The organism is Chryseobacterium sp. S90, assembly GCF_047444895.1.
Classification (GTDB): Bacteria; Bacteroidota; Bacteroidia; order Flavobacteriales; family Weeksellaceae; genus Chryseobacterium.
Window position 1 is genome coordinate 774,726 of record NZ_JBLGCX010000001.1, and the last position, 26,377, is coordinate 801,102.

The 26,377-nt window shown below is 36.7% G+C and carries 19 protein-coding genes; 9 read left to right on the forward strand and 10 right to left on the reverse strand.

The window, feature by feature from the left end; genetic code table 11:
• Position 1: 1 nt before the first annotated feature.
• Both ACLMCG_RS03590 and ACLMCG_RS03595 read right to left on the reverse strand, forming a co-directional pair.
• Positions 2-1,552, reverse strand: coding sequence for a RagB/SusD family nutrient uptake outer membrane protein (locus ACLMCG_RS03590; RefSeq protein ID WP_149388708.1), 1,551 nt, complete (start codon positions 1,550-1,552; stop codon positions 2-4).
• An 11-nt stretch (positions 1,553-1,563) separates the two neighbouring features.
• Complete coding sequence (locus ACLMCG_RS03595) at positions 1,564-4,485, reverse strand: SusC/RagA family TonB-linked outer membrane protein (protein WP_413958823.1); 2,922 nt, start codon at positions 4,483-4,485, stop codon at positions 1,564-1,566.
• Positions 4,486-4,661: 176 nt separating this feature from the next.
• Here ACLMCG_RS03595 and ACLMCG_RS03600 point away from each other — a divergent pair, with 176 nt between their 5' ends.
• The 4 genes from ACLMCG_RS03600 to ACLMCG_RS03615 all read left to right on the forward strand — a co-directional run bounded on the left by ACLMCG_RS03600 (position 4,662) and on the right by ACLMCG_RS03615 (position 10,075).
• Positions 4,662-5,846, forward strand: coding sequence for an MFS transporter (locus ACLMCG_RS03600; protein ID WP_413958824.1), 1,185 nt, complete (start codon positions 4,662-4,664; stop codon positions 5,844-5,846).
• A gap of 16 nt (positions 5,847-5,862) precedes the next feature.
• Positions 5,863-6,651, forward strand: coding sequence for an NUDIX hydrolase (locus tag ACLMCG_RS03605; protein ID WP_149388710.1), 789 nt, complete (start codon positions 5,863-5,865; stop codon positions 6,649-6,651).
• 128 nt (positions 6,652-6,779) lie between these two features.
• Positions 6,780-7,958, forward strand: coding sequence for an acyl-CoA dehydrogenase family protein (locus ACLMCG_RS03610; protein ID WP_223598914.1), 1,179 nt, complete (start codon positions 6,780-6,782; stop codon positions 7,956-7,958).
• Positions 7,959-8,116: 158 nt separating this feature from the next.
• Positions 8,117-10,075, forward strand: a complete 1,959-nt coding sequence (locus ACLMCG_RS03615; protein WP_413958825.1) for a T9SS type A sorting domain-containing protein — start codon at positions 8,117-8,119, stop codon at positions 10,073-10,075.
• 145 nt (positions 10,076-10,220) lie between these two features.
• Here ACLMCG_RS03615 and ACLMCG_RS03620 read toward each other — a convergent pair whose 3' ends face one another.
• The 6 genes from ACLMCG_RS03620 to ACLMCG_RS03645 all read right to left on the reverse strand — a co-directional run bounded on the left by ACLMCG_RS03620 (position 10,221) and on the right by ACLMCG_RS03645 (position 18,526).
• Positions 10,221-12,584: a patatin-like phospholipase family protein gene (locus ACLMCG_RS03620; RefSeq protein WP_413958826.1), complete on the reverse strand. Its 2,364-nt coding sequence runs from the start codon at positions 12,582-12,584 to the stop codon at positions 10,221-10,223.
• A gap of 184 nt (positions 12,585-12,768) precedes the next feature.
• The gene (locus tag ACLMCG_RS03625) at positions 12,769-15,456 is read right to left on the reverse strand and encodes a PD-(D/E)XK nuclease family protein (protein WP_413958827.1); all 2,688 of its coding nucleotides are present in this window, start codon (positions 15,454-15,456) and stop codon (positions 12,769-12,771) included.
• Entirely contained in the window at positions 15,453-15,989 is a 537-nt protein-coding gene (locus ACLMCG_RS03630) for a DUF922 domain-containing protein (RefSeq protein WP_413958828.1), read from the reverse strand. Before ACLMCG_RS03630 ends, ACLMCG_RS03625 begins: the two co-directional genes overlap by 4 nt.
• On the reverse strand, positions 15,989-16,393 hold the full coding sequence (locus ACLMCG_RS03635; RefSeq protein ID WP_413958829.1) for a hypothetical protein: 405 nt from the start codon (positions 16,391-16,393) through the stop codon (positions 15,989-15,991). The genes ACLMCG_RS03630 and ACLMCG_RS03635 overlap by 1 nt, the downstream gene beginning before the upstream one ends.
• 62 nt (positions 16,394-16,455) lie before the next feature.
• The gene (rsmG, locus tag ACLMCG_RS03640) at positions 16,456-17,091 is read right to left on the reverse strand and encodes a 16S rRNA (guanine(527)-N(7))-methyltransferase RsmG (protein WP_413958830.1); all 636 of its coding nucleotides are present in this window, start codon (positions 17,089-17,091) and stop codon (positions 16,456-16,458) included.
• Positions 17,092-17,188: 97 nt separating this feature from the next.
• The gene (locus ACLMCG_RS03645; RefSeq protein WP_413958831.1) at positions 17,189-18,526 is read right to left on the reverse strand and encodes a M20/M25/M40 family metallo-hydrolase; all 1,338 of its coding nucleotides are present in this window, start codon (positions 18,524-18,526) and stop codon (positions 17,189-17,191) included.
• 264 nt (positions 18,527-18,790) lie between these two features.
• Between ACLMCG_RS03645 and ACLMCG_RS03650 the strand changes: the two genes are divergently transcribed.
• From ACLMCG_RS03650 to ACLMCG_RS03670, 5 genes are all read left to right on the forward strand, one after another.
• Positions 18,791-19,984 (forward strand): pyridoxal phosphate-dependent aminotransferase, encoded by a 1,194-nt coding sequence (locus tag ACLMCG_RS03650; protein WP_223598921.1) that lies wholly within the window; start codon positions 18,791-18,793, stop codon positions 19,982-19,984.
• A gap of 34 nt (positions 19,985-20,018) precedes the next feature.
• Positions 20,019-22,958, forward strand: a complete 2,940-nt coding sequence (locus tag ACLMCG_RS03655; protein ID WP_413958832.1) for an insulinase family protein — start codon at positions 20,019-20,021, stop codon at positions 22,956-22,958.
• Positions 22,959-23,105: 147 nt separating this feature from the next.
• A complete protein-coding gene (locus ACLMCG_RS03660; RefSeq protein WP_034698496.1) occupies positions 23,106-23,738 on the forward strand; it encodes a peroxiredoxin in 633 nt (210 codons plus the stop codon).
• Between the two features lie 126 nt (positions 23,739-23,864).
• Positions 23,865-24,173 (forward strand): thioredoxin family protein, encoded by a 309-nt coding sequence (locus ACLMCG_RS03665; RefSeq protein WP_213279141.1) that lies wholly within the window; start codon positions 23,865-23,867, stop codon positions 24,171-24,173.
• On the forward strand, positions 24,173-24,421 hold the full coding sequence (locus tag ACLMCG_RS03670) for a DUF6952 family protein (protein WP_002980002.1): 249 nt from the start codon (positions 24,173-24,175) through the stop codon (positions 24,419-24,421). Before ACLMCG_RS03665 ends, ACLMCG_RS03670 begins: the two co-directional genes overlap by 1 nt.
• A 761-nt stretch (positions 24,422-25,182) precedes the next feature.
• Here ACLMCG_RS03670 and ACLMCG_RS03675 read toward each other — a convergent pair.
• Positions 25,183-25,872, reverse strand: a complete 690-nt coding sequence (locus ACLMCG_RS03675) for a Bax inhibitor-1 family protein (protein ID WP_223598923.1) — start codon at positions 25,870-25,872, stop codon at positions 25,183-25,185.
• Positions 25,873-25,912: 40 nt separating this feature from the next.
• Positions 25,913-26,350: a peptidylprolyl isomerase gene (locus ACLMCG_RS03680; RefSeq protein ID WP_413958833.1), complete on the reverse strand. Its 438-nt coding sequence runs from the start codon at positions 26,348-26,350 to the stop codon at positions 25,913-25,915.
• Positions 26,351-26,377 lie beyond the last annotated feature (27 nt).

Below are 26,377 nucleotides of genomic sequence, written 5' to 3' on the forward strand. Positions count from 1 at the left end.
GTTAGTATCCAGGATTTTGTTTTAAAACTGTATTCGGCAATTCATTGAACGGAATTGGAAGAATTTCATTTTTATTGGCTTTAAATCCTTTGAAAGCAAGCTTAGAAGGAGCATCTCCCCATCTTACAAGGTCAAACCATCTGTGCCCTTCTCCTGCAAGTTCTCTTCTTCTCTCATCTTTTATGGCCTGTAAAGAAACCGGAACCGATGCTAATCCAACTCTTGATCTTACCGCATCTAATAAAGCCTGAGCTCTGGCTCCTGCTCCCCCTAAAGCTTCTGCTTCCATCAGATATGTATCTGCTAATCTTATTGCAATATAATTCTGACGGAAATTCAGTTCTGCCGGTCCTGGAAGTGAACTTTTTAAAGCATTCGTAGGTAAGTATTTATTTAAGAAATATCCTGTATCAGCAAACGCTGGACTGTAAGTAATTTTACCATCTGCTACCAGTTTTTTTGCATTGAAAACGGTTACATCCAGTCTTGGGTCTCCCTGCATGAAAGTAACAAAATTCTCTGTTACAGTATTAAATGCCCAGCCTGAATAGATATCAGGTGCATTATTATTCGGGATATCTTTTAGTGAATAAGAACGAGGTCCTACCATTACGTTGATAGAGTTTCCTTCATCTTTACCCTGTCCCCAGAATCCCCAATCGGAGTTTCCTTTATTGGTATGCATTACTTCAAGGATAGATTCTGTTGAAAACTTATATGGATCCGATAATTCAGGACCTACTTTAAATAAGTCTGCATAATTGGCTACCAGTTTATATCCATATTGGCTGGTTCCTCCGGGAGTACCATTTACCTCAGCGAACTGTGCTGCTGCCTGAGGCATTTTTTTATCATAAAGATAAATTTTACCTAAAATAGCTCTTGCAGTTCCCTGTGTGATTCTTCCTTTATCATTCCCACTTGATACCATCATCAGATCTGGAATAGCAGCATTGATATCGCTTTCTATCTGAGTGTAAACATCACTAGGATTAGCCTGTGGAATATTCCAATAATTATCATCAAACTTTACGGATTTAAGGATCAAAGGAATATTTCCAAACATTCTTAACAGTTCGAAATAATATAATGAACGAAGAACTTTTGCTTCTGCAATATATCTTTTCTTAATATCATCACCCATATTAGCACCCGGAACCCTTTCTATTAAAAGGTTAGCACGTGCAATTCCCTGATAATAGTCTCTCCAGTAACTGGCTGGCATTGTATTCGGGTTAATCATATAGTTATTTAGCCCCTGAATTCCTGCTCCATCATTAGAGTTTCCTCCTCCTGAATAAAAATCATCGGACCCTGCATTAAAGAAAGTAACTGAATTCTCGAATCCGCCTGAATATTTTCTCAAAAGATCATATACTGAAACCAGAGCACTGAAAGACTGCTGCTCATTCTGAAAATACAAATCAGTGTTAAAAGATCCTGAATTCTGTACATCATCCAGATAGGAATCACTACAACCCATATTGGTAAAACTCAGACCTGTCAGGAATGCAACAGCAAGTCCTTTATATATAAAATTCTTATTTTTCATTTTGTTAATCATTAAAATTGAATATTAGCACCTATCAGGAATGTTCTTGCCTGTGGATAATAAGCTCTGTCTACACCAATAATATCCTGTTCGGAATTATTTCTTCCTGCAATTTCCGGGTCGTAACCGGTATATTTTGTGAAAGTAACAAGGTTCTCTCCAGTGATGTACAGTCTTACTTTGCTCATTCCGAAACGTTCGGTAACGTCCTTAGGAATGGTATAGCCTAACTGAACAATTTTCAAACGGACATAATCACCTTTCTGAAGATAATAATTTGACATCCATGAATAGTTATGGTTAGGGTCATTACGCGTAACTCTAGGATTATCGTTGGTAGAACCTTCACCTGTCCATCTGTCTAGGATTCTTGTCTGATAGTTGGCATCAAGCATATCCAATCTTCTCAGACCCTGGAAAATCTTGTTACCAGCCTGTCCTTGAGCGAACATCATTAAATCAAAATTCTTATAATTAAGATTTACTGTAAGTCCGAAAGTATATTTCGGGATAGAGCTTCCTAAGTTTACTTTATCTTCATCATCAATTTTACCATCTCCGTTGTTATCCTGCCAGATAAAGTCTCCCGGTTTTGCATCAGGTAGTAATTTTACTCCATTTGCATTTACATAGTTATCAATTTGTGCCTGATTTTGGAATACACCGCTATAAGTCTGTCCGTAAAATGATCCGTAAGGTTGTCCTACTGCTACTCTGGAAACAGCTCCCATTGTTTGGAAAGAAGCAAGGTTAAAATATTTAATATCATCTTCCAATCTAAGAACTTCATTCTTTATCGTAGCGAAGTTACCATTAACTGAAATTCCGAAATCTTCCCAGTTCTTTTTATATCCTAACTCAAGCTCCAGACCGGTATTCTGCATATCTCCTACGTTTGACCAAGGTAAATTCGGAACTCCTACATAGCCAGGAATATTGATCTGTCTAAGGATATCTGTTGTTTTCTTTTTGTACCAGTCGGCAGTAAGAGTGAAATTATTGAATAATTTTAAATCTGCCGCAATATTGAGCTGACTGGTCTGCTCCCATTTCAGGTTTGGATTTTCCAATGTACTTGGTGCATATCCAATGATGATATTATTTCCAGAGTTAGTATAGTTACTTCCTGAAACCATGAAGCTTGCAAATCTGAAGTTATCCATTTCATCATTTCCTAATACTCCGTAACCTCCTCTTAGTTTTAAGTTATTAATTACTTTGTTCTCCGGCCAGAAGTTTTCCTTATGAACATTCCATCCCAGGGACATAGACGGGAAAGTTCCCCAATGCTGATTGGTCGCAAATTTTGAAGAACCATCTCTACGAATTGTTCCGGTGAATAGATATTTGTCCGCATAATCATAAATTATTCTACCAAAATAAGATGCTTTACGGGTCTGAATTCCATCCCATCCTGTTGCAGTAATATTATCCTGCGGAATATTAAAGTTGAAAGAAGCATCCTGCCAATTATCAATAGGTAGGTTACTATAGGTTAAACTAGCCCCGCCAGCAATGTTGTATCGGTAAACTCCCTGCCCAATCATAATATTGATATTATGATCCCCAAACTTATTCTGATAGGTCAAAGTATTTTCCATACTCCACTCAAATTTATTTTCATCCACCTTATTCAGACTGTTGAAGCTGGTATTGTTATAGTTTGGACTTAAATAATATTTCGGGGTAAAAGAACGGCTTCCCCAATAGGATTTCTTACCGTTCAGACTGGTTTTAAATGTAAAGTGATCGAGAAACTTAAGCTCGGCAAAAACATTTCCTACGAAATCATCAGACCAGCTATAATTTCCCTGTTGTATATGACGGAAAGCCTGCGGATTGGTCATTTCCTGATTTACATATCTTGAAATTCCATAGGGACGGCCTTCAGAATCACGGATGATATAAGGGTTGGTATAGCCGCTTGGGTCAACCATTGACCAATCTGTCACTACAACCGGAGTGGTAGGATCCAGGTTAACTGCTGAAGCTAATGGTCCTCCGAATTCCTCATTAGCACTTACCCCCTGAGATTTTACATGGGTATAAGCAAAGGTTTGACCTATTGTCAGGTAGTCTGTAACTTTATGGGTTGAATTGAATCTCGCATTGATTCTTTTATAATAAGAAATATCACTCAATACAATACCACTCTGATCAAAATATCCGAATGATGTATAGTAGGTTGATTTTTCATTACCTCCAGTAATGCTTACTTCATGAGATGATTTTTCACCTGTTCCGAAAATAGCATCCTGCCAGTTGGTTCCTTTTCCAAATGATTCCGGATTGGTAAATCTAGGAGCTCCTCCATCGTTTACAAAACCTTCATTGATAATTTTAGCATACTGCGTAGCATCCAGAAGGTCCAGTTTTTTAGAAGCATTTGAGAAACCATAAAATCCATTATAAGAAAGAGTCAGTTTTCCTCTTTTCCCTTTTTTTGTTGTCACAAGTATTACTCCTTTCGCTGCAGAAACCCCGTAGATTGCAGATGAAGCTCCGTCTTTAAGGACTTCTATACTTTCTATATCCGATTGGTTAAGCCATCCGATATTATCTACTACAATACCATCTACCACCCACAAAGGACTGTTACTTCCTGCCCCGAAACTGGTAATACCTCTTACACGTACTGTAGCTGCAGCACCAGGCTGCCCCGAATTGGTTACAACAGAAACACCAGCAGCCCTTCCCTGTAATACCTGTTCCGGTTTACCAGATGGAATATTTTCAATGTCGCTGGCTTTAATACTCGCTATAGCTCCTGTCACATTACTCTTCTTCTGAGTACCGTAACCAATCACTACAACTTCGTCTATTTTGTTTTCTTTAGCAATTGTGTCCTTCGCCTTGGTGGTCTGGGCACTGAAGTTGGCCGTAAAATAGAGGACGGCAACCACTCCTACGCTTCGTGATATTCTTACATTCATATACAGTTATTGTTTAATTCTCAAATTGAGACAATAAAAATATATTTTTTTTCAATTAATTAACATTCTATTCATAAATATTTTAATTTTTCTTTTATTTTTCAGGGTTAGAAGCCCTATCTTCGCATCAATATTTCATAAAATTTCACAAAAAAACAAAAAAGAAGTCCCCCAAAATGATCATCAAGCTTTCTAAAATTTCTCTTCCGTTAAAACTTACCTTTCTTATTTTTTCAATGGTTTTGAACTGTATGGGATTGATCATTCTGCAGCTATCTGAAGAGAAAATCACCTATGGAGAATTAGGTTTATTAGAATCTTTTAAAGACTTACCTATTGCCTTTATCTCCCTTTTTGCGGTAAGCTTTATCAACAAAACAGGAACAAAAAAAGCATTGATTTCAGCTTTGGTAATTGTTGGTTTTTGTTCTTGCCTGCTGCCGTTTATTGAGGTTTTTTGGTTCTTCAAATTATGGTTTGCCATCATTGGAGCATGTTTTGCGATCGGTAAGATCTGTGTTTTCGGGATTATCAGGAATAATATTTCGGATGAAAAATCACTGGCAAAGACAATGAACAGCGTAGAAGCTTCTTTTATGATCGGAATCTTTGTTGTGAATACCTGCTTTGGATGGGTGGTATCCAGTGAATACTCCGAATATTGGAAATTTTGTTTTTTATTGATCGCTTTCTTATCTGCATTAACGATATTCCTGTTATCAAAAATTACAATTTCTGAAGCCAAACCTTTGGAAAACAAAAGTGTATTCTCCGAGCTTTCGGGGTTTGTAACTCCTTCTATAATGCTATTCCTTGGGGTTATATTTTTTATCGTTTTTATAGAACAGGGATTCAACTCCTGGCTTCCGTCTTTTTATAAGAATCACCTGAAAGTCAATTCATTTTTTGCTCTTCAGGCTACCTCTTTTCTGGCAGTATTTTCTTATGTAGGAAGAACAATAACAGCCAATATTATCCGAAGATTTTCATTGCCAGGCTACTATCTTTCATGTATGGCTTTCATTATTTCTTTATTGGCTATTATTGTAGGTGTACAGTATTTTGATTCAGCAGATTCAAGGGTAATTCTCTTCTTATTTCCTGTGATAGGGTTATTTTTGTCGCCGCTCTACCCTGTCATCAATTCAAAAATGATTGCACAGATGGATAAAGAAAAGGTAAACTTATTCACCTCTCTTATTGTTATTTTTTCTTCTCTGGGCAGCTCTGTAAGCTCAATTATTATGGCTGTTTTATTTGAAAAACAACTTTTAAACTTTTACCCATTATATATATTATTTTTCGTTATTATTCTTTTTGTTACCAGTTTAGTATTTTTTAACGTTTCAAAAAGAAAATAGTTTTATTTTTACTGCCATGAAAATCAAAGACACAAAAAGTAAAGAAACACTTCGGGAACTTATCGATACCAAAGATTTTGTTGCCCATATCTCTGTGGACTGTACTATATTCGGCTTTCATAATAACATTTTGAAAGTTCTTCTTTTGAAGTATCACGATCTGGATTTATGGTCACTTCCGGGTGGTTTTGTTTTCAATGATGAAGATTTAAGAGAAGCTGCAGCAAGGGTTTTATTTGAAAGAACACACCTTAAAGATATATTTCTGAAACAATTTCATACATTTGGGAGAATAGACCGTACAGAAAATAATGTTCACCAGATTCTTCTTAACAATAAGGGAATTGAGGTACCGGAAGATCACTGGATTTTTCAAAGATTTATTACAGTAGGATATTGCAGCCTTATTGATTTTTCAATGGCCAACACTTTCCCTGATGCTTTCAATGAAAGTTGTGAGTGGTTTGAGGTAAACAATCTGCCCAAGATGGCTTTTGATCACGACAGAATCATAGAAACAGGGTTAGAATACCTGCGGATGAATATCAATACAGAAGTGGCGGCCAGCAATCTGCTTCCTGAAAAGTTTACGATGAAAGATCTTCAGTCTCTTTATGAAACCATTTTGGGCCAAAAATTCAGAAGAAATAACTTTCAGCGCAAAATTTTAAGTTTAAATATCCTTGACCGACTTGAAAAATTATATGATGGCTCGGCTAATAAAGCACCTTATCTGTATAAATTTAAAAGCAAGGTCCACAATTCTACCAATCAGTATCCTATCTCTAATGATGAGGAGGCTTAAAACAAAGAATTTATCTTATAAACAAATAAAAAGAGCATTATCTGTCTGAAAACCAACCGAAAGATAAGTTTTCAAAAAAATTTTCAAGACACCACGAAAAATGTTACTTTTAACCAAATCAAAAAATCATGTCATATTATCCTCTTACAAGCATCCCTGATTATTATGGAATTGATGCTTTACTTACTGAAGAACACAAACTAATCCGCCAATCTGTAAGAGACTGGGTTGAAAGTTTTGTAATGCCGCAGATAGATCAGGCCGCTCAAAATCATACTGATATACCTAATCTTATGAGAGAATTAGGGAAAATCGGGGCATTGGGACCTTATATCCCGGTTGAGTATGGCGGTTCAGGATTAGACCAGATTTCTTATGGTTTGATTATGCAGGAGTTGGAAAGAGGAGATTCTGCAGTACGTTCTGCAGCTTCGGTACAAAGCTCTTTGGTGATGTTTCCTATCAATGAATTTGGTTCTGAGGAACAGAAAAAGAAATATCTTCCTAAGCTTGCTGCCGGAGAAATGATCGGATCTTTTGGATTGACAGAGCCTAATCATGGTTCAGACCCGGGTTCTATGGAAACGTATTTTAAAGATATGGGAGATCATTATCTTTTGAATGGGGCTAAAATGTGGATCACCAACTCTCCTCTATGCGATATCGCTGTCGTATGGGCAAAAAATGAAGAAGGAAAAGTACAGGGATTGATCGTTGAAAGAGGAATGGAAGGTTTCACCACTCCTGAAACTCACAATAAATGGAGCTTAAGAGCCTCAAAAACAGGAGAATTGGTATTCAATGATGTAAAAGTACCAAAAGAAAACCTTCTTCCGGGAGTAACGGGACTGAAAGGACCTTTATCTTGTCTGAACTCTGCACGATATGGAATTTCATGGGGAGTAATCGGTGCAGCTATCGACTGCCACTGTACTGCTGTTCAGTATGCTAAGGAAAGAAAACAGTTTGGAAAACCAATTGGTTCTTACCAGCTTCAGCAGAAAAAACTGGCTGAATTCTTAACTGAAATTACAAAAGCTCAGTTATTATGTCTTCAGTTAGGAAATCTTAAAAATGCTCACAAAGCTACTCCGGCTCAGATTTCTATGGCTAAACGTAACAACGTTAATATGGCTATTGAAATTGCCAGAGAATCAAGACAGATCCTTGGTGGTATGGGAATCATGGGTGAATTCCCAATGATGAGACACGCTGCTAACCTGGAATCTGTGATCACTTACGAAGGAACACATGATGTTCACTTGCTGATCACCGGATTAGACATTACAGGAATCAACGCTTTCTAAAAAAGACAAAATATATAAAAAGAGTCTGGCCCTCGGTCAGACTCTTTTATTTTACTCACATTACAGAGAATTGATATTCAATGAATAATTATTGATGTCGTAATATTTTCTTGGATTTGTTAAAGTTATTACCTTAATACCATAGAAAATACATCAATATGAGAAAAATTACAACTTTTTTACTAGGTCTTACCGCTCCATTCTACTTTGCACAGCAGGCTGGAGATGTCGTAAGTGCAGAACAGAAACTGGATTTAACGCCACAGGGAGTCATCAATTTTATCTCCAATAACCTTGGCGATCAGGATGCTCCGGAATTTGCCAGCTACCTGAATAGCTTTAATGTCGGTCTGAAAGGCTACAAGATTACTTACTACACCAAAAACGAAAACAATGTTCTTGTAAAAGCTACCGGATTACTCATGTATCCTAACGTACCGTTTAAGCTTTCAACAGTAGTTTCTGACCACGGAACAACAGACAGCAGGAATAATGTTCCGTCTAATTTCAAAGGAGCATTAACAGCAGGATTTGTTGTTGAATTGTCTTACGTACTCAATGGCTATATTTTAATGGCTCCTGATTATGTAGGAATGGGAACCGGAGACGGAGTTCATCCTTATGTAGACTATGCAACTGAAGCCGGAGCTACCATCGATTTTATTACTGCTGCCAATAAAGTCCTCTCACAACAGGGTATTAAACGGTATGACGAATACTTTTTATCCGGATATTCCCAGGGAGCCCATGCCGCAATGTCTACTCTAAAAAGATTAAGCATATCAAATCCCAATAATATCAAATTCAAATATGCATATATGGGCGACGGACCTTATGATTTCTCGGGAGTGACTTTAAATAAAGGAGTTTTGGAGAAAGATATTTATCCGTTTACCTCATTCCTGGCCAATGTCCTTCATACCTGCAACAATACGGGATACAAAACATATAATAACAACATTTCAGAAGTCATTTCCGCAGAATATCTTGATAAATATAATTATCACGTTGTTCAGGATAATGGCGGACTTTTATGGGGTCCTGTGATATGGAGAAAGCTCTTTACGACAAATTTCGTGAATGATGTTACCAACAATCCCAATAACAAGCTCAGACAGTGCATGAAGCCAAAGGATGTGTACGACTGGTACAACAAAACTCCAATGACATTAGGCCATTCTACGGTTGATTTAGCTATTCCACCTGAAAATACTTCTAAAACTATTGATGTTCAACGTGGTTATTATGCATGGTGGGATCTGAATAAATACAAGCTGGACTCCTTTTACTGGGGACCACTTGGGCATGTAGGGGGAATTCTTCCTTTCACTTTGGCATCAAATGCTAAATTCAATACGTTGAGAAGCGGCGGACTTCTTAATGAATGGGCAATTGCAGGATCTATTTTCGGCAAACAGTCAGTAGAAAAAACATCTGAAAAACCTTCTCTCCTGTCTTCACAAATAAAACCGGATCTGGGCAATATGCAGTTGGTTGAAATAACAGATTTTAATAAGGAAAAAGCTCAGAGCAGAACAGCCAGTGAACAAAATTTATCCACTTTAAAAGACGGAGTTTATTTATTAAAAGTATCGGAAAACAATGAAAATAAAATAATTCCATACATCAAAAACACGCCTAAAGAAGTTCCTGAAAACGAAATCATACAGTCTGCCAGCTCTTCGGTTTTGCAATTAAAAGTTAATCAGGATGAACTTAGTGCTGTAAACGTTTTTGATGAAAATAAAACACTGATCAAAAGTATTTCTCAGAAGCAATACCGTGAAACCGGAGGAATCAATGTACAGGATCTCGAAAATAGAAACTATACGTTTGAAGTGGTAACTCCATATTATAATCTTCAGTTCAGCAAAGCAATTGGAGGTACACTTTCTTCTGAGAACAATGCCGATATTTTCACTCAAAAACAGCAAATTATTGCAAAAGCCGGCAATGATATCAAAAACATAAGTATTTACAGTATTTCCGGCGCTCTGATTGTTCAGCAGGAAGTTAACAGACCACAGTTTGAGTCCCGAAACTTAGAACCGGGAATTTATCTGGTACAGGTTACGCTTCCTAATGGTAAAGTCATTAATAAAAAAGTAAAGCTATAGAATCAATCACTCTTATATATCTCATTTCAAGTTAATTTTTGGCACTTCAGCAATGAAGTGCTTTTTTATAGCAAAATCATTGATATAATGAATAATAAACAACACTATCTAAATCAATAATTCAAGTATAAAATTCTGCTGATACTTAAAACTTAAAACCAACGCTGAAATAGATTCTTGAAAAATCAAGCTGGCTGTTTCTGGAAACATTGATACTTATAGGGCCGATGAGAGATTCGTATCCAAGGTTTACTCCATACCCGAACATATCAAAACTTTCATTAAACGGAGAAAGCTCTTCACTCACTTTTCCATAGCTGAACGAAGGAGTAAGATAGAGCTTTTTCATAATCCTGTACTGAAGTGAGATTGCCGTTTTGGCAACAGAAGTCATAGGAAGTTCTTTCTGACGAAGACCATTGAATTCAGGGCTTAAGAGGTCATAATTATATTCACTTCCTCCAAGGTTATATTTCTGATTCAGGAATAGATAAGGAACCTGATTGTCTCTCTTTGATCCGAAACTTGCTCCCAAAAATACATTCGCTTTAACTGTGAGTCTTCTTGTAATCGGATAGAAAAAATTCTCATTCAAAGTAAAAGAAATAAGGTTTTTAGGTTCGTAATAATAGGAATCTTTAGGGTTTAGTATCAGATACAGGAGAGGCTGTACTGTATTCAGGTCGTAAAGCTGATACTGATCTCCGTAATAAAATCTTGTACTCACCTGAAGATGATTCCCTTTTGTTGTGAAGTATCTTTTGTTGAGGCTGTTCTGTTCAAACTTCAGGAATGTGTTAAAATTACTGTGGTTATATAGTTTTTTACTGTAATTATCCACTTTTGACTGATCCACTTTATCCAGTAAACTATACATTCTTTCCGTACTGAATTCTGTTCCCAATGACAGATAAGCATTAGGATTAATATTATAATTCAGCGCAATCTTTCCTGTTATATTACGGTACATATGGTTTGGAAAACGGTCGCTGCCATCATCATTTACATCATACAACCTGAAGTTCAGGTCATTACTTTTAAGATTAATCATCTTGGCTTCCAGATCCAGCCACAAACGCTCTCCGCTGTCCAGAAACTGCTGATAAGCCAGTTTAGCCTTAAAACGTTCTGAAATATCTACGGTTGCTAAAAATCTCGACCTGTTCAGGAGGATATTCCTGTAGGTATAATTAACAATAATCCCAACCGACTGTTCTGTATCGTAGTGCAGAGCCAGCTTAAAAGCCCCTTTTTTTGCTCTTTTCACAAAAACATTCATCACAAGACCATCATTTTCCTTGGTGTACGTATAATACACCTTTACATACTGACGCATTCCGAATACCCTGTCTATTGCTTCGTTTACTGTTTTTGCATCGTAATACTTCCCTTCCGTCAGTCCCATTTGCTTCTTCAGCACCTCAATTTCTGCTGCATCGGTAATAGGAGTTCCATCTTCTTCATTGAAAGTAAATTTTGTAGTAGGCAGTTTTACCTCTTCAATCATCTGATGTTCATATTGGATTCCTGCTTTTCGCTGAGCTTCTGCCAGGGCTACAAACTCAGGAAGGTGTTTTCTGGCTTCAACCTCTCCAATTTTGATGATCCTCCTGAATTTGGCAAAATCCTTCGTTGTAATCTCTCCCAAAGGATCTACAAAGTCTACCAATACGTTAGACAGCTCCTTCTGATGTTTAAAATCCTCTACCGAACGGATGGCATGAGTCTGATAAATCATCTTCATCGGATTTTCAATTTCTTTTTTGGTAAAAAGCCTGAAGCCCGTATATCCTCCGATCACAAAATCTGCTCCCATCTCCCGAACCTCATTAGCCGGATAATTACGATCCAATCCGCCATCTACCAAAAGTTTTCCATCAATATAAACTGGTGCAAAAGCTGCAGGAATTGCTAATGTAGCACGAATAGCCAGCGGTAAAGAACCTTGCTTCTGCATCACCAGGCCTCCGTTTTCGATATCGGAAGAAGTAAGCTGAACAGGAATTCTCAATTTGCTGAAATCATTGATATGTTTTGCATTGAAAGTAAGTGTATTAAGAACTTCTCCCATATACTGCCCTTCAATATACGAGCTTGGGAGAGTGGGAAATCCTTTAACTACAGGAAATTCAAGAATGTATTTGTCATATTCGTCTTTTTCACTGATATTGACTTTGCTGTAAGGAATTTTATTACTCAGAATCCTGTTCCAGTCCATTTTATAGATCGTATGCTTCAGCTGGTCCGCATTGTACCCCATCGCATACAAACCGCCCAGAATCCCCCCCATACTGGTTCCTGTGATATAATCTACCTTAATCCCCAATGAATCAATCATCTTCAGAATCCCAATGTGTGCAAAACCCTTTGCTCCGCCGCCACTGAGAGCAAGGCCAAATTTAGTGTCTTTGGTCACATTCTGAAGGGCAATATTCAGAGAATCATTCTTTTGCTGAGACTTGATAATAAGAGAGAAAGCGATGGCAAAAAATATCAGGATCTTTTTCATTGATGGTGCTTAATGTATCTGATTTAAACTTTGAAAGCTTTTAATAAGTAGTAAAGATACACAAAAAGTTACCTGCTTTATGGCTGTTTTTACGAAGTAAATCAATGTATTTCAGCCTGTCACTTAAAATAATTAACTTATTGATTGTCAGATTAAAAAATCATCTATTCAATATTAAATAATTTTAATATGCTTTTATTGTTTCCACAAAATTGACATCAGGATTCAGGATTTCAAGAATCAGGCTTTTGACTGATTTCATGGCATCATCAATATTTCCTTTGTCAAACTGCAGGGAAACCATTCCTTTTTTAGCATCTGCAAAGCTCCAGATTCCAGTTTCAATCGGGTATCCCCAAAACTCAGGAAGATGCTGCACCACATAATGATAAATACAAAGCTGAAGCGCCTGTTTTCTTTCACTGTTGTGGAAATATTCATCTACGTTATCTCCATCAATTTTAACGCTGAGATTTTTGATCTTGGCTGTTTTATAATCGATGATTCTTAAAGTACCGTTCAGTTTATCAATCCGGTCAATAAATCCGAAGAAAGAAATTTTATCATTCCCATCCAAAGGAAAATCAATGTTTTCAAACCTTCTTTCAATATCAACTATCTCCAGTTTGTTTCCCTGTTTTATCAATTCAAGATCATGGGTAAGAACATTTTCAATCACTTTTTTAGCAATGGCTTTATGAATATAATTCATTCCCTTCTCATAGAATTCCGGCTGGTGTTTCAGCTTTTCAATGGCAATATTTATATAGTGATCTATCGCTTTAACTGAATCTTTTAAATCACTTTCTTTTAAAACCTTACCCTTCAACACCTCATATACTTCTTGAAGTGAATAATGGACCAGATTTCCGTAATTCTTTACAGACAGTTCTTCTTCAATCTCATCCGTTTCCGAGGTATTCAAAATCTTGGAAAGGTAGAAATCAATCGGATTATAGAGGTAACTTGTAAGGTGGGATGCAGATACTTTTCCCTTCCATTTCTGAAGGCGGTCCTGTACAATCTGCGTCTTGGAAATTTCTATAGGTTTGGTGGTAATAGGCTCAGAAGAATTTTCAATAATCAGATGTTCGATCTCATGGGAACTCTCCATTTCAATCTGTGTAATGAAACGGCTCTTCTCCCCTGTGTTCACTCCAGAACTTAGAGCATTATATAACAAGTGTACATTCTTCGCATCCTGAATCAGCCTGTAAAAGTGATAGGCATAAATGCTGTCATTTTCCAGGAAAGTATGAAGATCAAAGAACCTTCGGATATCAAAAGGAATATAGGTATTCTGAGAATTTCCAAGAGGAAGTTTTCCTTCGTTGACAGAAAGCAGAATAACGTTTTCAAAATTCAGGAGACGCGTTTCCAGCAATCCCATGATCTGCAGTCCTCTCAACGGTTCCCCCTGAAAATCGATACTTTCAGAATTAATATGCTGGTTGATCAGAATTTCCAGCGTTTCCATTTTGATCTCAATATTGTAAGGAGTCAGCTGATTTTTGATGATCCTGAATGCATTTTCAAAGTGTGAAACATTCTCATACTGGATATCGTCTATTTCAAGCCATTTTACCTGCTGGCAAAACGTAATAAGCATATCCAGATAAACATTTGTCCCCTGGGCTTTCTGAAGAAGGTTAAAATACGACAACCCACTCAGAAGTTCATGCAGAAGCTTATTAGAAATATAAACAATATTCCGCTCCTCTACTTTGGCTTTAAAATCGTTGATAAGAAGCTCGTCTTCATCAGATTTGGGCAGTTCTTCCAGAATCGGAAAAACGTCTCTGTAGTAATAGGAAGATTTATTTTTTTCAAGTTGTTTCTGCAAATAGAACAGACGTTTCACAGCATTGGAGAAAGACAGGTTCTTCAATGGGAATCCCATTGTGATATTCAGATTATCCACACCATGCATTACATCCAGACTTGCGGGAAGAAGGTTTTCATCCAGCAATACCACGGCTGTATTGGAATAGGTTTTATTATTGATTTCCTTAAAAATTTCCGGCAGTACTTTCGTCTGAGTCACATTTCCGGATACTTCATATACTTTAATTTTTTTTGGTTGATTAAAATCGTCTTCTATCCATTGAAAAGTCCTGTTATCATCAAATTCTTTCCAGGTTTTATGATTTCTCAGAAACTTTCCGGCTTCCTGTCTTTCGTCACTGAAATAATAACGGTCTGCCTGAAAAAAACATTGTGCTTTATTCCATTTCAAAAGATTTCTTACCAGCTTTTCCTCCACCGGAGTAAAGGCATTGAATCCACAAAAGACAAATTCTTCTTTGGTATCTTTAGCAAAATCAGCAATCTTAGCTTTAGCCGCCTCATGAATCATTCCGGAAGTTGCCCAGTTCTTTTCCCGCAGTCTCTCTTTTAAAACAGGGAGAAAAACGTTCATATTCTGCCAGAAATTAAGGAACTTCTTTCTTGGGACATCCTCATCATCCCCAAGGTTTTGAGCCCATTCTTTGATCCTTTCCTCATCAAACATATACTGCAGAACTGCCTGATCACTGTCTGAGAACTTGAGAATATCATCCCAGTCCTTCTGCAGCGTAGGAAACCACTTCAAAAAGTCCGAAAAATCATCTCTGGGAATAAGATTCAGACTTCTGTAGACATCGAATGAGAAAAGCCACAATGGAATTCCCTGAATCGGCTGCTGATCAGAAATTTTATTGATAAGTTCTTCTATGGTAAAAAAATTGGGAAGAAGCCCTGAGTAATTGTTTTCCTCCAGAATCTGTCTGATAAACACAATGGGACGTTTTCCGGGCAGAATGATATTAAACGCAGAAAGATCCGGGTTTTGCGCCAGCAGTTCGTGAATAATCTTATTGAGGAATTTCAAGGGGCTTGATAGCTTTTTAGGTTGTCTAGTTGTTCAGAAATCGTATTATTATATTCTGCCTGTTTTTCTTTATTGATTCCATGACGGGTTTCTCTGTCATAGGCCATCTGGAAGTCTTGATAATCAGTGGATATTCCGTCATAAATGGCTTTGAAATACTTGTTATAATCACCGGAAGTCCTGATTTTTTCAGCGACTGCCTTTCTGAATTTTCTTACAAATAATTCTGCAATATCAAAGTGCTTCTGCTCATGAAGAAGAATGTAATCATCCATCTTTTTCACGTCCTTCCATGATTTTTCTTCGTTAAATATGGTTTTGATGGTAATCGTAACCGGCGCTTTTGGATTGGAAGATTTTATAGAAGAAAATTCCCAGCCGCAATGGGTATACGCTACTACATCAGGATTTTTTTTCCTGTTGACCGGGCTTTTAAAATTATCCCAGGTCAGCTTTCTGCCTTCCTCCCAGGTAATTTTTTGTCCGGACACCAACTCAGCTGCCAGTAAGCACAATACAAAAGTCAATCTCATTATTCTACCACAATTGTTTTCGTAATCCAGTTATTTCCTCCGTTCCAGAATTTAAAAGTATAAGTTCCTTTTCTCTGCGGACTGAAGTTGATTTGATTGGCTCCTACGTAACTTCCCTGCGTACAAGGACCGTTTGTGATATATTTGTAGGAAGTAACCGTTCTGTCAAGATCATTATTATAAACATAATCATAGCCATAAAAGCCTTCACAATGAGACGGATAGGTGGAATAAGTTTTTATGCTCTGTATTGCGAAAACATCCATGGTATCATTGACAATTTTCACGCTGTCAATTTTGATCTTATCAATAGATTCGATTGTATGGTAATCGTCATCATTACACGAAACCAGAAGCCCGCCAAACAGTAATACTGAAAATCCAATATTTAAAAGTTTTTTCATAACCTTTACTTTTCTGATTATTAACAAATATTAGCAAAAATTATTCCTTATTTACATAAAAATCAGGAATTAAAATTACCTTTTGATACATAAACTACTTTCTTAGTATCAAAAAATTCTTCATCAAAATAGTGTTTAAGATTGAATATTTCACATTTAAGTCCGGCCAGTTCTTCTGCAAGATCACCGCCTTTTAAATATAAAATTCCGTTATGTTTAGTGTTAAACTGTTCTTTTTCAAATTTTCCTTTCAGCCATCTTAAAAATTCAGGCATCTGGGTTACTGCTCTGCTGACCACAAAATGGAATTTTTCTTTCAGCTTTTCTGCTCTTCCGTAGATAGCCGTTACATTCGTCAATCCTACCCCCTCTGCTACTGCCTGTACTACACTGATTTTCTTACCGATAGAATCAATCAGAGTAAATTGTATCTCAGGAAACAGGATGGCCAGAGGAATTCCCGGAAAACCACCTCCGGTTCCGATATCCAAAACTTTTGTTCCCGGCGCAAATTCCATCACTTTCGCAATTCCCAAAGAGTGGAGAATATGCTTTTCATACAGCGACTCCATATCTTTTCTGGAAATTACATTGATTTTTTCATTCCATTCATTGTACAGATTTTCCAATTGCGAAAACTGTTCTTTCTGTTTCTCAGTAAGATCCGGGAAATATTTTAATAGTAACGATGCAGACATGTGAATTATTATAAACCACAAAAATAAGTTTTATTTCTCTTGTATTCAAATCTACTTTTCCCGGCAGACCCTGATCCCCTGTTTTCAACAGAGATCATTACTTCGCAATACCAGGAATTACAGGTACGTTCAGGTTTCCGGACTGACTGATGGTCTGTACGGCAAAAATATAATTGTCTTTGGAAAGCGGAACTTTAATGGAAAGTGCTGTTGTAAATATTTTTTCCTGCCATACCGGACTGTCTGTTTCCCGTGCCAGCACATAATAACCTGCCGGAGTTCCTGACTTTGGTTTTTCCCAATGCAGGGTTGTAGAATTGGTAAGTTCTTTAACGTCCATTTCCACTTTTTCGGGTTTTGACGTGGATTTCGCAAGATTGGCAAGTACCGCAATATTGGCAGCCACATTCTTCTTCAGGTATTTAAAATCTATAAATTCCGGAAGGTCACCATATTGCTTATTGTTTTCTACTCTTATATCCTGGTGCTGATGGTCATAATTTTCATAATACTCGGTCAGTCTTACGGAAGGAAACCCGTTATTGACAAAACTGGTATGATCTCCTCCACGTAAAAATCTGTCATTTCTGTAGATCAGTTTTATTTCAAGTCCTTTGATATATTGTTCTGTGATTTCTTTGATATATCTTGCCAGCTGTCTGGATTCGCTGTCATTTTCAAAACCAAGATTTCTGATCGCCATTGCTTTTTTGTCAAGATCTTTATATGGCAGACCTTCACTGAATACACGGAGTATACGGGTATTGACTTCTCCTGTTTCTCCTGCTTTAGGATTGCCAATCATATCATTGTTCAGGACAGCTTCCAACTGTAACCCTTCTCTCTTAATTTTTTCAGCCAATTGTTTAGATCCCAACAGTGATTGTTCTTCTCCCGAAAAAGCAACAAAAATAATGGAGGCAGGAAATGAAGATTTGCTTAATATCCTTGCAGATTCAATAACAGCGCTTACTCCACTGCCGTCATCATTGGCTCCCGGTGCTTTTGAAGTTCGATTCATCACATCTGTTACTCTTGAGTCAAGATGTCCGCCGATCAGGAAAATCCTTTTATCATCAGGATCTGTGCCTTTCAGAAAGGCAACTGCATTTGCAAGACTGACTGCTTTATCAATTCGTTTTCCATCCGGCTGAAGATCTTCTTGCTGCAGATAAACTTCCATTCTTCCTCCGGAATTTTTAGCATAATCATTGAATTTTTCAATTACCCAATTCCTTGCGGCCCCAATTCCGTGCTTTGGATCATCCATCGTGCTTAAGGTATGTCTGGTTTCAAAGCTTACCAACTTACCAATGTATGATTTCAATGAATCTTCACTCACCTGCGAGACATATTTCTTCACTTCATCATCTTTTGAATGTTTCTGAGAAAAGACAGTGCAGGAAATCAGCAATAAAAAAACGGAATATTTCATAGAATAATGATCTTGATTGTTTAAAGATACGAAACCCTGAACTTCGGAAGTACTTTTAATTTAACCTAAATTTTCACTTATTCTCATATTATTGATTGTCATTTAACAAAAACACGAGTCAAGTGTTTATCCCTGTCTAAGTAACATAATGATTCCAAACAGAGAAAATATATTCAAAACCTGACAAAAATCTTTTAAGTACCCCTACTTTTATTACCCCCAGAAGACGTTTTTATTATATATTTGTTAAAATTCAAAAAATAGATGGATAAACTTTCAGATAGAGTAAAAAGATTAGGATACTCACAGACATTCGTAATGTCAAACAAAGCCAGAGAAATGAAAGCCAACGGAATAGATGTAATCAGCTTAACTCTTGGCGAGCCGGATTTCGATGTTCCGGACAATATCAAACAGGCCGCTTTCGATGCCATCAACCAAAACTACAGCCACTACTCTCCTGTTCCGGGATTTCTGGAACTGCGTGAGGCTATTGCTTATAAATTAAAAAGAGATAATAATCTGGAATACAAACCTACCCAGATCTGTGTTTCAAATGGTGCCAAACAAGCTATTTTAAACGTTCTTGCATCTATTATCAATGATGGTGATGAAGTTCTTCTTCCCGCTCCGTATTGGGTAAGCTATGATGAAATGGTAAAAATGATGGGTGGAAATTCTGTAATGCTTCCTACCTCTTATTTAACAGACTTTAAAGTAACAGCAGAACAGCTTGAAGAAGCTATTACAGATAAAACCAAAGCGGTACTTTTCAGTTCTCCATGTAATCCGTCAGGGGGTTATTACACTTACGACGAATTAAAATCCATTGCAAAAGTTATCGCGAAATATCCTCAGGTAACGATAATTTCTGACGAGATTTACGAGTATATCAATTACGAAACAAAAACAACTTCTATTGCACAGTTTCCAGAAGTATATGAACAGACCGCGGTAATCAACGGAATGTCAAAAGCATTTGCCATGACAGGATGGAGAATCGGATATTCTGCATGTCCGGAATGGCTGGCAAAAGCTTGTGAAAAAGTACAGGGACAGATGACCAGCGGAGCTAACACCGTGGCACAGAGAGCCTCTATCACTGCATTGAAAACAGACCCTTCTGAATACAGATACATGATTGATGCTTTCAAAGAAAGAAGAGATCTTGTATACGAACTGATCCAAGAAATCCCAGGATTCAAAGTATTGCTTCCTAAAGCAGCATTCTACTTCTTCCCTGATATTTCGCACTATATCGGAAAAACCCTGAACGGAACTGAAATTAAGAACTCTGATGACTTTGCCATGTTCCTTCTGGAAAATGCTCATGTAGGCTGTGTCGGCGGATTCTCTTTCGGAAGCCCGGAATGTATCAGATTCTCTTACGCTGCATCTGAGGAAGACTTAAGAGAAGCTATGAAGCGAATCAAAAATTTATTGGAACAATTCAACTAATAAAATTAATAACCAAAAATAAAGCACAACAGCAATGAATCTGTTAAAAAAACTAACCATCGCAACGAGTATTGCCGCTGCAAGTTTTGCAGGACATGCTTTTGGCCAGGATTTCCAGTGGAAAGAAGGAAATTCTAATGGCTATAAGTATAAATACGTTACCAACGACCCTACTTCCGCAAGGTATTATACCTTAAAAAACGGATTAACAGTTATTTTGAGTCCAACAAACAAGGACCCAAGAATTCAAACGTATATCGCCACAAAAGCAGGAAGCAAAACCGACCCTGCAGATCACACGGGTCTGGCCCATTATCTGGAGCATATGCTTTTCAAAGGAACCAATCAGTTTGGATCTAAAGACTGGGCGAAAGAAAAACCTCTTTTAGACCAGATTGATGCTCTTTACGAAAAGTACAACCAGACTAAGGATGAAGCTAAAAGAAAAGAAATCTATAAAGAGATTGACAAGGTTTCCGGAGAGGCTGCAAAATATGCAATTGCAAATGAATATGACAAAATGATGGCCGGTATGGGAGCTGACGGAACTAATGCCTTCACTTCCTTTGAGCAAACGGTATACACAGAAGATGTACCATCCAATGTTCTTGACAAATTCCTTGCTGTACAGGCTGAAAGATTCAGGGAGCCTGTTTTAAGACTCTTCCACACAGAGCTTGAAGCGGTATATGAAGAAAAAAACAGATCTCTTGATGATGATGGAGATAAAGTTTTCGATACGATGTTTGCGAACCTTTTTCCTAACAACAATTACGGAAAGCAGACAACTATCGGAACGATTGAACATTTGAAAAATCCTTCTCTACACGCTATCAGAGAATATTACAATAATTATTACGTTCCCAACAACATGGGAATCATCATGTCCGGAGATTTTAACCCGGATGAAGTGATTGCAAAAATAGACAAGGCTTTCTCATACATGAAGCCTAAAGCAATTCCTGAATACAAAGTTGGACAGGAAAAACCTATCACAGCACCAATTGTAAAAGAAGTTACAGGACCTAATCCTGAAAATGTAATGCTTGGTTTCAGATTTCCTGGCGCTTCCACGAAAGATGCAAGAATGCTGAACCTTGTTGGAAACATGCTGACCAACGGACAGGCAGGATTGATTGATCTTGATCTGGTAAAAAAACAAAAGTTACTGGGAGCCTATGCAGGTTCTTATGCTTTAAAAGATTATTCAGTATTACTTTTACAAGGTAAACCCACTGAAGGACAATCTCTGGATGAAGTAAAAAATCTTCTTCTTCAGGAAATTGATAAATTAAGAAAAGGAGAATTCTCTGATGATCTTATTCAGTCTATCGTGAACAACGAGAAGAAAGGTATTATTCAGAAAGATGAAAAATATTCGTCAAGAGCAAGCATCCTGATGGATGAATTCACTTCAGACGTTGACCACAAAGCGACACTTGAATATGTAGACGAAATTTCAAAACTAACGAAAAAAGATATCATGGATTTCGTATCCAAATATCTTCAGAATAACAACTACGTTGCGGTTTACAAAAGAAAAGGCGAAGATAAGAGCATTGTGAAAGTTGACAAGCCAACGATCACTCCGGTTTCTGTAAACAGAGAAGATCAGTCTCCATTCCTTAAGAAGATTGATGAAATGCCTGAAAACCCTATCGCTCCGGTATGGTTGAATTATGATAAAGACATAGCTAAAAATAAATTAGCCGATGTAGACGTACTTTCTGTAAAAAATACAGACAATGCTTTGTTCAGAATGTATTATCACTTTGATTCCGGAAAATGGAACAACAAAATCCTTCCTATAGCTGCAGAATATCTTCAGTATTTAGGAACTAAAGACAAATCTTCTGAAGTTATCAGTAAAGAGTTTTACAAACTTGCTTCAAGCTTCAATGTAGGTGCTGGAAATGAAGAAACTTATGTTTCTCTTGAAGGTTTAAATGAAAACTTCGATAAAACGATTGCTTTATTTGAAGATCTGATTAAAAACTGCCAGGCAGATCAGGCAGCTCTTGACGCTTACAAAACAAGATTGAAAAAAGCCAGAGCGAATGCAAAGCAAAATAAAGGAACCATCATGGCCGGACTGAGAAGTTACGCACAATATGGCGCACAGAATCCATTCAACAATGTACTGAGCGATGCTGAACTTGATGCATTAAAGGCAGAAGACCTTATCAATGTACTTCACGACCTGTTCAATTTCAAGCATAAAGTATTGTATTACGGTCCGAAATCAGGAAACGAGGTGGCAGCATCTCTTAAACCTGTTCACAAACTTCCTGCAACCTTAAAAGATCTTCCCAAGTCTAAAACTTTCGCTCAAATCCCAACGGATAAAAACAAAGTACTATTTGCTCATTATGACATGGTGCAGGCAGAGGTTTTCTGGGTAAGAAACGCAGATCAATACAATCCTTCAACGACTCCTACTGTAAGCCTGTTCAACAACTACTTCGGAGGTGGAATGGGATCTATTGTTTTCCAGACGATCAGAGAATCTAAAGCACTGGCTTATTCTACGTACTCTTATTTTGCACTTCCCAGCAAGAAAACAGACAAGGATATGATTATGGCTTATGTAGGAACACAGGCAGATAAGTTCAATGAGTCTACAACGGCAATGAATGAGCTTTTAACTACCCTTCCAAAATCTGAACAGTTATTCGAAACAGCCAAAAGCGGATTGAAAAAATCAATTGCTTCTGAAAGAATTACTCAGGACGGAATTATCTTCTCTTATCTGAAATCTCAAAGACTTGGAAACAACTTTGATATGAGAAAGAATGTCTATGAACAGGCACCAAAACTGTCTTTTACAGACATCAATACATTCCACGATAAGGAAATGAAAAACAAAAACTACACATACTGTCTTGTCGCCTCTCAAGATAAAGTAAATGAGGCTGATATGCAGAAATTAGGTGAGGTAAAAAAACTTAATTTAACCGAAGTATTTGGTTACTAAAATAAACAAAAAGCCCTGTTCTCAGGGCTTTTTTATTTAACAACACGTCAAAAATAATTATAGATTTTATTTATCAATATTTGTTTGTTCGATAGATGAATCTTTCATATCTTTGCCATAGAAATTTAAATATAAAAACAGAAAATTATGTCTTTAGTAGGAAAAAAATTCCCAAATTTAACAATTGACGCAATGTCGGAAATGGGTGACGATCTAAGAATCAACATCCTTGATGAAGCAGTAAACAACCAGCAAAAAGTTCTTTTATTCTGGTACCCTAAAGATTTCACTTTCGTATGTCCAACTGAGCTTCACGCTTTTCAGGAGGCTTTAGGAGAGTTCGAAAAAAGAAACACTAAAGTAATCGGTGCATCTTGTGATACTAACGAAGTACACTTCGCATGGTTGAACACACCAAAAGATAACGGAGGTATTGAAGGAGTAACTTACCCACTTTTAGCTGATACACACAGACAATTGGCAAACACTTTGGGTATTGTTGACCAGGATTTCGAATATGATGAAGATGGAAACGAAGTTTTCACAGGTTCTAACGTAACTTACAGAGCAACTTACCTTATCGACGAAACTGGAAAAATCTTCCATGAAGCGGTAAACGATATGCCTCTGGGAAGAAACGTAAAAGAATTCTTAAGATTAATTGACGCTTACACACACGTTCAAAAACATGGTGAAGTATGTCCTGCAAACTGGGAAGAAGGAAAAGATGCAATGAAAGCTGACAGAACTTCTACAGCGGAATACTTAGCTAAGAACTAATATAATGTGTTAATTTGAAAATGAGATAATTTAAAAATTAATCTCAGGATAGTTAAAAATTATCTCATTTTCTTCTTTACAAAGCATTGACACATTTTCAAATTAATAAATTTTCAAATTACAATCATGTACACAGAATTAACCGAAGATACATTACAAAATATAGTTAACGACAACGAAAAAGTAGTTGTTCAGTATGGCGCAACATGGTGCGGAAACTGCAGAATCATGAAGCCTAAATTCAAAAAACTAGCATCTGAAAATGATTCTATTCCATTTTTATATGTAGACGCTGAAAAGCTTCCTGAAAGCAGAAAATTAGCAAAAGTGGACAACTTACCTACTTTCGCGATCTTTAAAAACGGAGAATTGGTAAACCAGGTTCAATCTAACCAGACAGAAAGTTTAATTAACCTTTTTAACGAATTAGCATAATGAAATTACCCGTAATCAGACAGTTTTATCAGAATCAGACTCCTGAAAACCTTGAAAAAACATTAGAAGTACTGGAAAGTTTCTGCGAATTCAGAGGAACAAGCGAAGAAGACTTAAATGTTGCAGGAGAATTGATTACCAACATTTGCGGAGCTTTAGAAGTTCACGCCAATGTACAAAACGGAATGAGTGAAAAAGATGCTTTAAACTCTTTTGCTCAGAAAGTTTTAGGATCAATCGACAAATAACATCTTTTGATTATTTTTAATTAAAAGATTGTAAAAAACACAAAATACAATACCTGAGGTTTTCCTCATTACTATACTTTTTCTATTCTTTAAGAATCTTTTTCCATCAACAGTAAAACTTACTTCAAAGGACCTTAACCAGTCTCATGAAGCTGCTAGTTGCATGAAAGCTTTTAAAGAATATCCAATAAAATCCGGTGAAATTTCATCTGGATTTTTTGGGTTTATGGTTTAAAACACAAATTTTCGCACAAATTTCACAAATAAATATTCACAATCATCTGTGTGAATCTGTGAAATTTGTGGTTATAAAAAAAATTACAATCACTATAAGTTTTGGCTAAAGCCATCGGAAGGTAATCACAAAAGACAAACGGGCTAAAGCCCGTTCCTATTGAATCAGTGTTATTCGTGAAACCATTAGTGACAATTTGTGTTTAATCTTAAATATCACAAATATTTTGATACAAATTTCACAAATAGAAGGATACAAAATTCATTCATCAAAAAATATACGCAATCATCTGTGTCAATCTGTGAAATCCGTGGGTCAAAAATAATCTCTATAAGTTTCGGCTTAAGCCTTTGGAAAAGATTCATTTAAAATAAACGGGCTAAAGCCCGTCCTATTGATATTATTGAATTCGTGTTTCGTGAAAACATTTGTGAACTTTGTGTTTAAGTTTTGTGTTTAAATAATAAAAAAATCCCGATGAAATATCACCGGGACTATTATTTTAAAAGATAAGACAACTCATCAATTAGTTTCTTCTGCTCATCAAAATACTCAGAATATACCAGAATAAAAGCATGATAGAAGCAAAAAGCTGTAACGCTGCTCCTACATATTGGTTAGTCCCATACGAGTCTTTTAATTTACTTGTCTGATATAAAATGGTAGCTGAAGCTAGAATTACCATTCCAACTGAGAACCACAATCCAAGGTTAAAACCAAAGATCATTCCTCCCGCAATCAGTCCGATGGAGATAAACCCGCCAATTACAATGATATTTCTCAGGAAAGAAAAATCTCTTTTAGAAGTAAAAGCCACCGCTGAAATACCTGCAAACATTGCGATAGTTAAAGTAGCAGCCTGGAAGATTACATTTGAACCACCTGCCATATTGGTTGCAATAAAAAGCAGAGGCATAAATATAATTGCTTCCAAAAGGATATAAAAACCCAGTCCTAAATACTGAGTAGATTTACTTTGGGAAAGTGACCATTTAGAAGCTAAAACAGAAGCTAACCAGAAAACTCCAATGATTAGTAACCAAATATATTTCTGAGCAAACATCATGAAAATAATTTCTTTCGGAACAGTTTTCAATAATATCGTTTCAACTCCAATAAATGCAAGAATAGATAAAGCAACATGCAAATACGTCTTCTTGTAAAAACTCGCCTTCTCAACATCTGAAGAATGAGCGACTAAAACATCTGTCATCATAGTTAATATTTTTTTATTAATCGAAAATAAATTTATAATCTTATTTCGCAGGCAATACGCCAAGAATTTTTCCATCATCCTCAAATACAGCGGTAATAGCCTCTTTGGATGATGATTCTCCGGCATACTTATATTTAATGCTTGGATGATTGGTTCCATCCATTGTCTTATAATATCCTGCCTTTAAGATTTCAAGCTTTTTATTTGGGTCAATGCCTTCTTTGACCTTTTTAAGAACGTTATCTGTTACAATTTCCTTTACTTTTTCAGAAAGCAATCCGTCAATTGTCTTACGGTCTGAAGCCTGTAAAGCATCAACAAACTTAAGAAAGTTATCATTATACAGACTTACTTTCTCTTTACTTATAGCAGCCGGCTGCTCTTTTTTCTGGTTGCCCTCAACCTTTACACCTGCTACTTTCTGAGCAAATATCAACTGTGCACCCACGAGAGCAATTCCCAGCAATAATTTTTTCATAGTATTCATTTTTGTTATCTGGTGAAA

Excerpts from the sequence above, each read along its gene's own strand:
- ACLMCG_RS03615 (WP_413958825.1), top strand. The coding sequence starts at position 8,117 with ATGAGAAAAATTACAACTTTTTTACTAGGTCTTACCGCTCCATTCTAC.
- ACLMCG_RS03665 (WP_213279141.1), top strand. The coding sequence starts at position 23,865 with ATGTACACAGAATTAACCGAAGATACATTACAAAATATAGTTAACGAC.
- ACLMCG_RS03600 (WP_413958824.1), top strand. The coding sequence starts at position 4,662 with ATGATCATCAAGCTTTCTAAAATTTCTCTTCCGTTAAAACTTACCTTT.
- ACLMCG_RS03620 (WP_413958826.1), bottom strand. The coding sequence starts at position 12,584 with ATGAAAAAGATCCTGATATTTTTTGCCATCGCTTTCTCTCTTATTATC.
- rsmG (WP_413958830.1), bottom strand. The coding sequence starts at position 17,091 with ATGTCTGCATCGTTACTATTAAAATATTTCCCGGATCTTACTGAGAAA.
- ACLMCG_RS03635 (WP_413958829.1), bottom strand. The coding sequence starts at position 16,393 with ATGAAAAAACTTTTAAATATTGGATTTTCAGTATTACTGTTTGGCGGG.
- ACLMCG_RS03650 (WP_223598921.1), top strand. The coding sequence starts at position 18,791 with ATGGATAAACTTTCAGATAGAGTAAAAAGATTAGGATACTCACAGACA.
- ACLMCG_RS03605 (WP_149388710.1), top strand. The coding sequence starts at position 5,863 with ATGAAAATCAAAGACACAAAAAGTAAAGAAACACTTCGGGAACTTATC.
- ACLMCG_RS03590 (WP_149388708.1), bottom strand. The coding sequence starts at position 1,552 with ATGAAAAATAAGAATTTTATATATAAAGGACTTGCTGTTGCATTCCTG.
- ACLMCG_RS03660 (WP_034698496.1), top strand. The coding sequence starts at position 23,106 with ATGTCTTTAGTAGGAAAAAAATTCCCAAATTTAACAATTGACGCAATG.
- ACLMCG_RS03670 (WP_002980002.1), top strand. The coding sequence starts at position 24,173 with ATGAAATTACCCGTAATCAGACAGTTTTATCAGAATCAGACTCCTGAA.
- ACLMCG_RS03610 (WP_223598914.1), top strand. The coding sequence starts at position 6,780 with ATGTCATATTATCCTCTTACAAGCATCCCTGATTATTATGGAATTGAT.
- ACLMCG_RS03595 (WP_413958823.1), bottom strand. The coding sequence starts at position 4,485 with ATGAATGTAAGAATATCACGAAGCGTAGGAGTGGTTGCCGTCCTCTAT.
- ACLMCG_RS03645 (WP_413958831.1), bottom strand. The coding sequence starts at position 18,526 with ATGAAATATTCCGTTTTTTTATTGCTGATTTCCTGCACTGTCTTTTCT.
- ACLMCG_RS03630 (WP_413958828.1), bottom strand. The coding sequence starts at position 15,989 with ATGAGATTGACTTTTGTATTGTGCTTACTGGCAGCTGAGTTGGTGTCC.
- ACLMCG_RS03655 (WP_413958832.1), top strand. The coding sequence starts at position 20,019 with ATGAATCTGTTAAAAAAACTAACCATCGCAACGAGTATTGCCGCTGCA.
- ACLMCG_RS03675 (WP_223598923.1), bottom strand. The coding sequence starts at position 25,872 with ATGATGACAGATGTTTTAGTCGCTCATTCTTCAGATGTTGAGAAGGCG.
- ACLMCG_RS03680 (WP_413958833.1), bottom strand. The coding sequence starts at position 26,350 with ATGAAAAAATTATTGCTGGGAATTGCTCTCGTGGGTGCACAGTTGATA.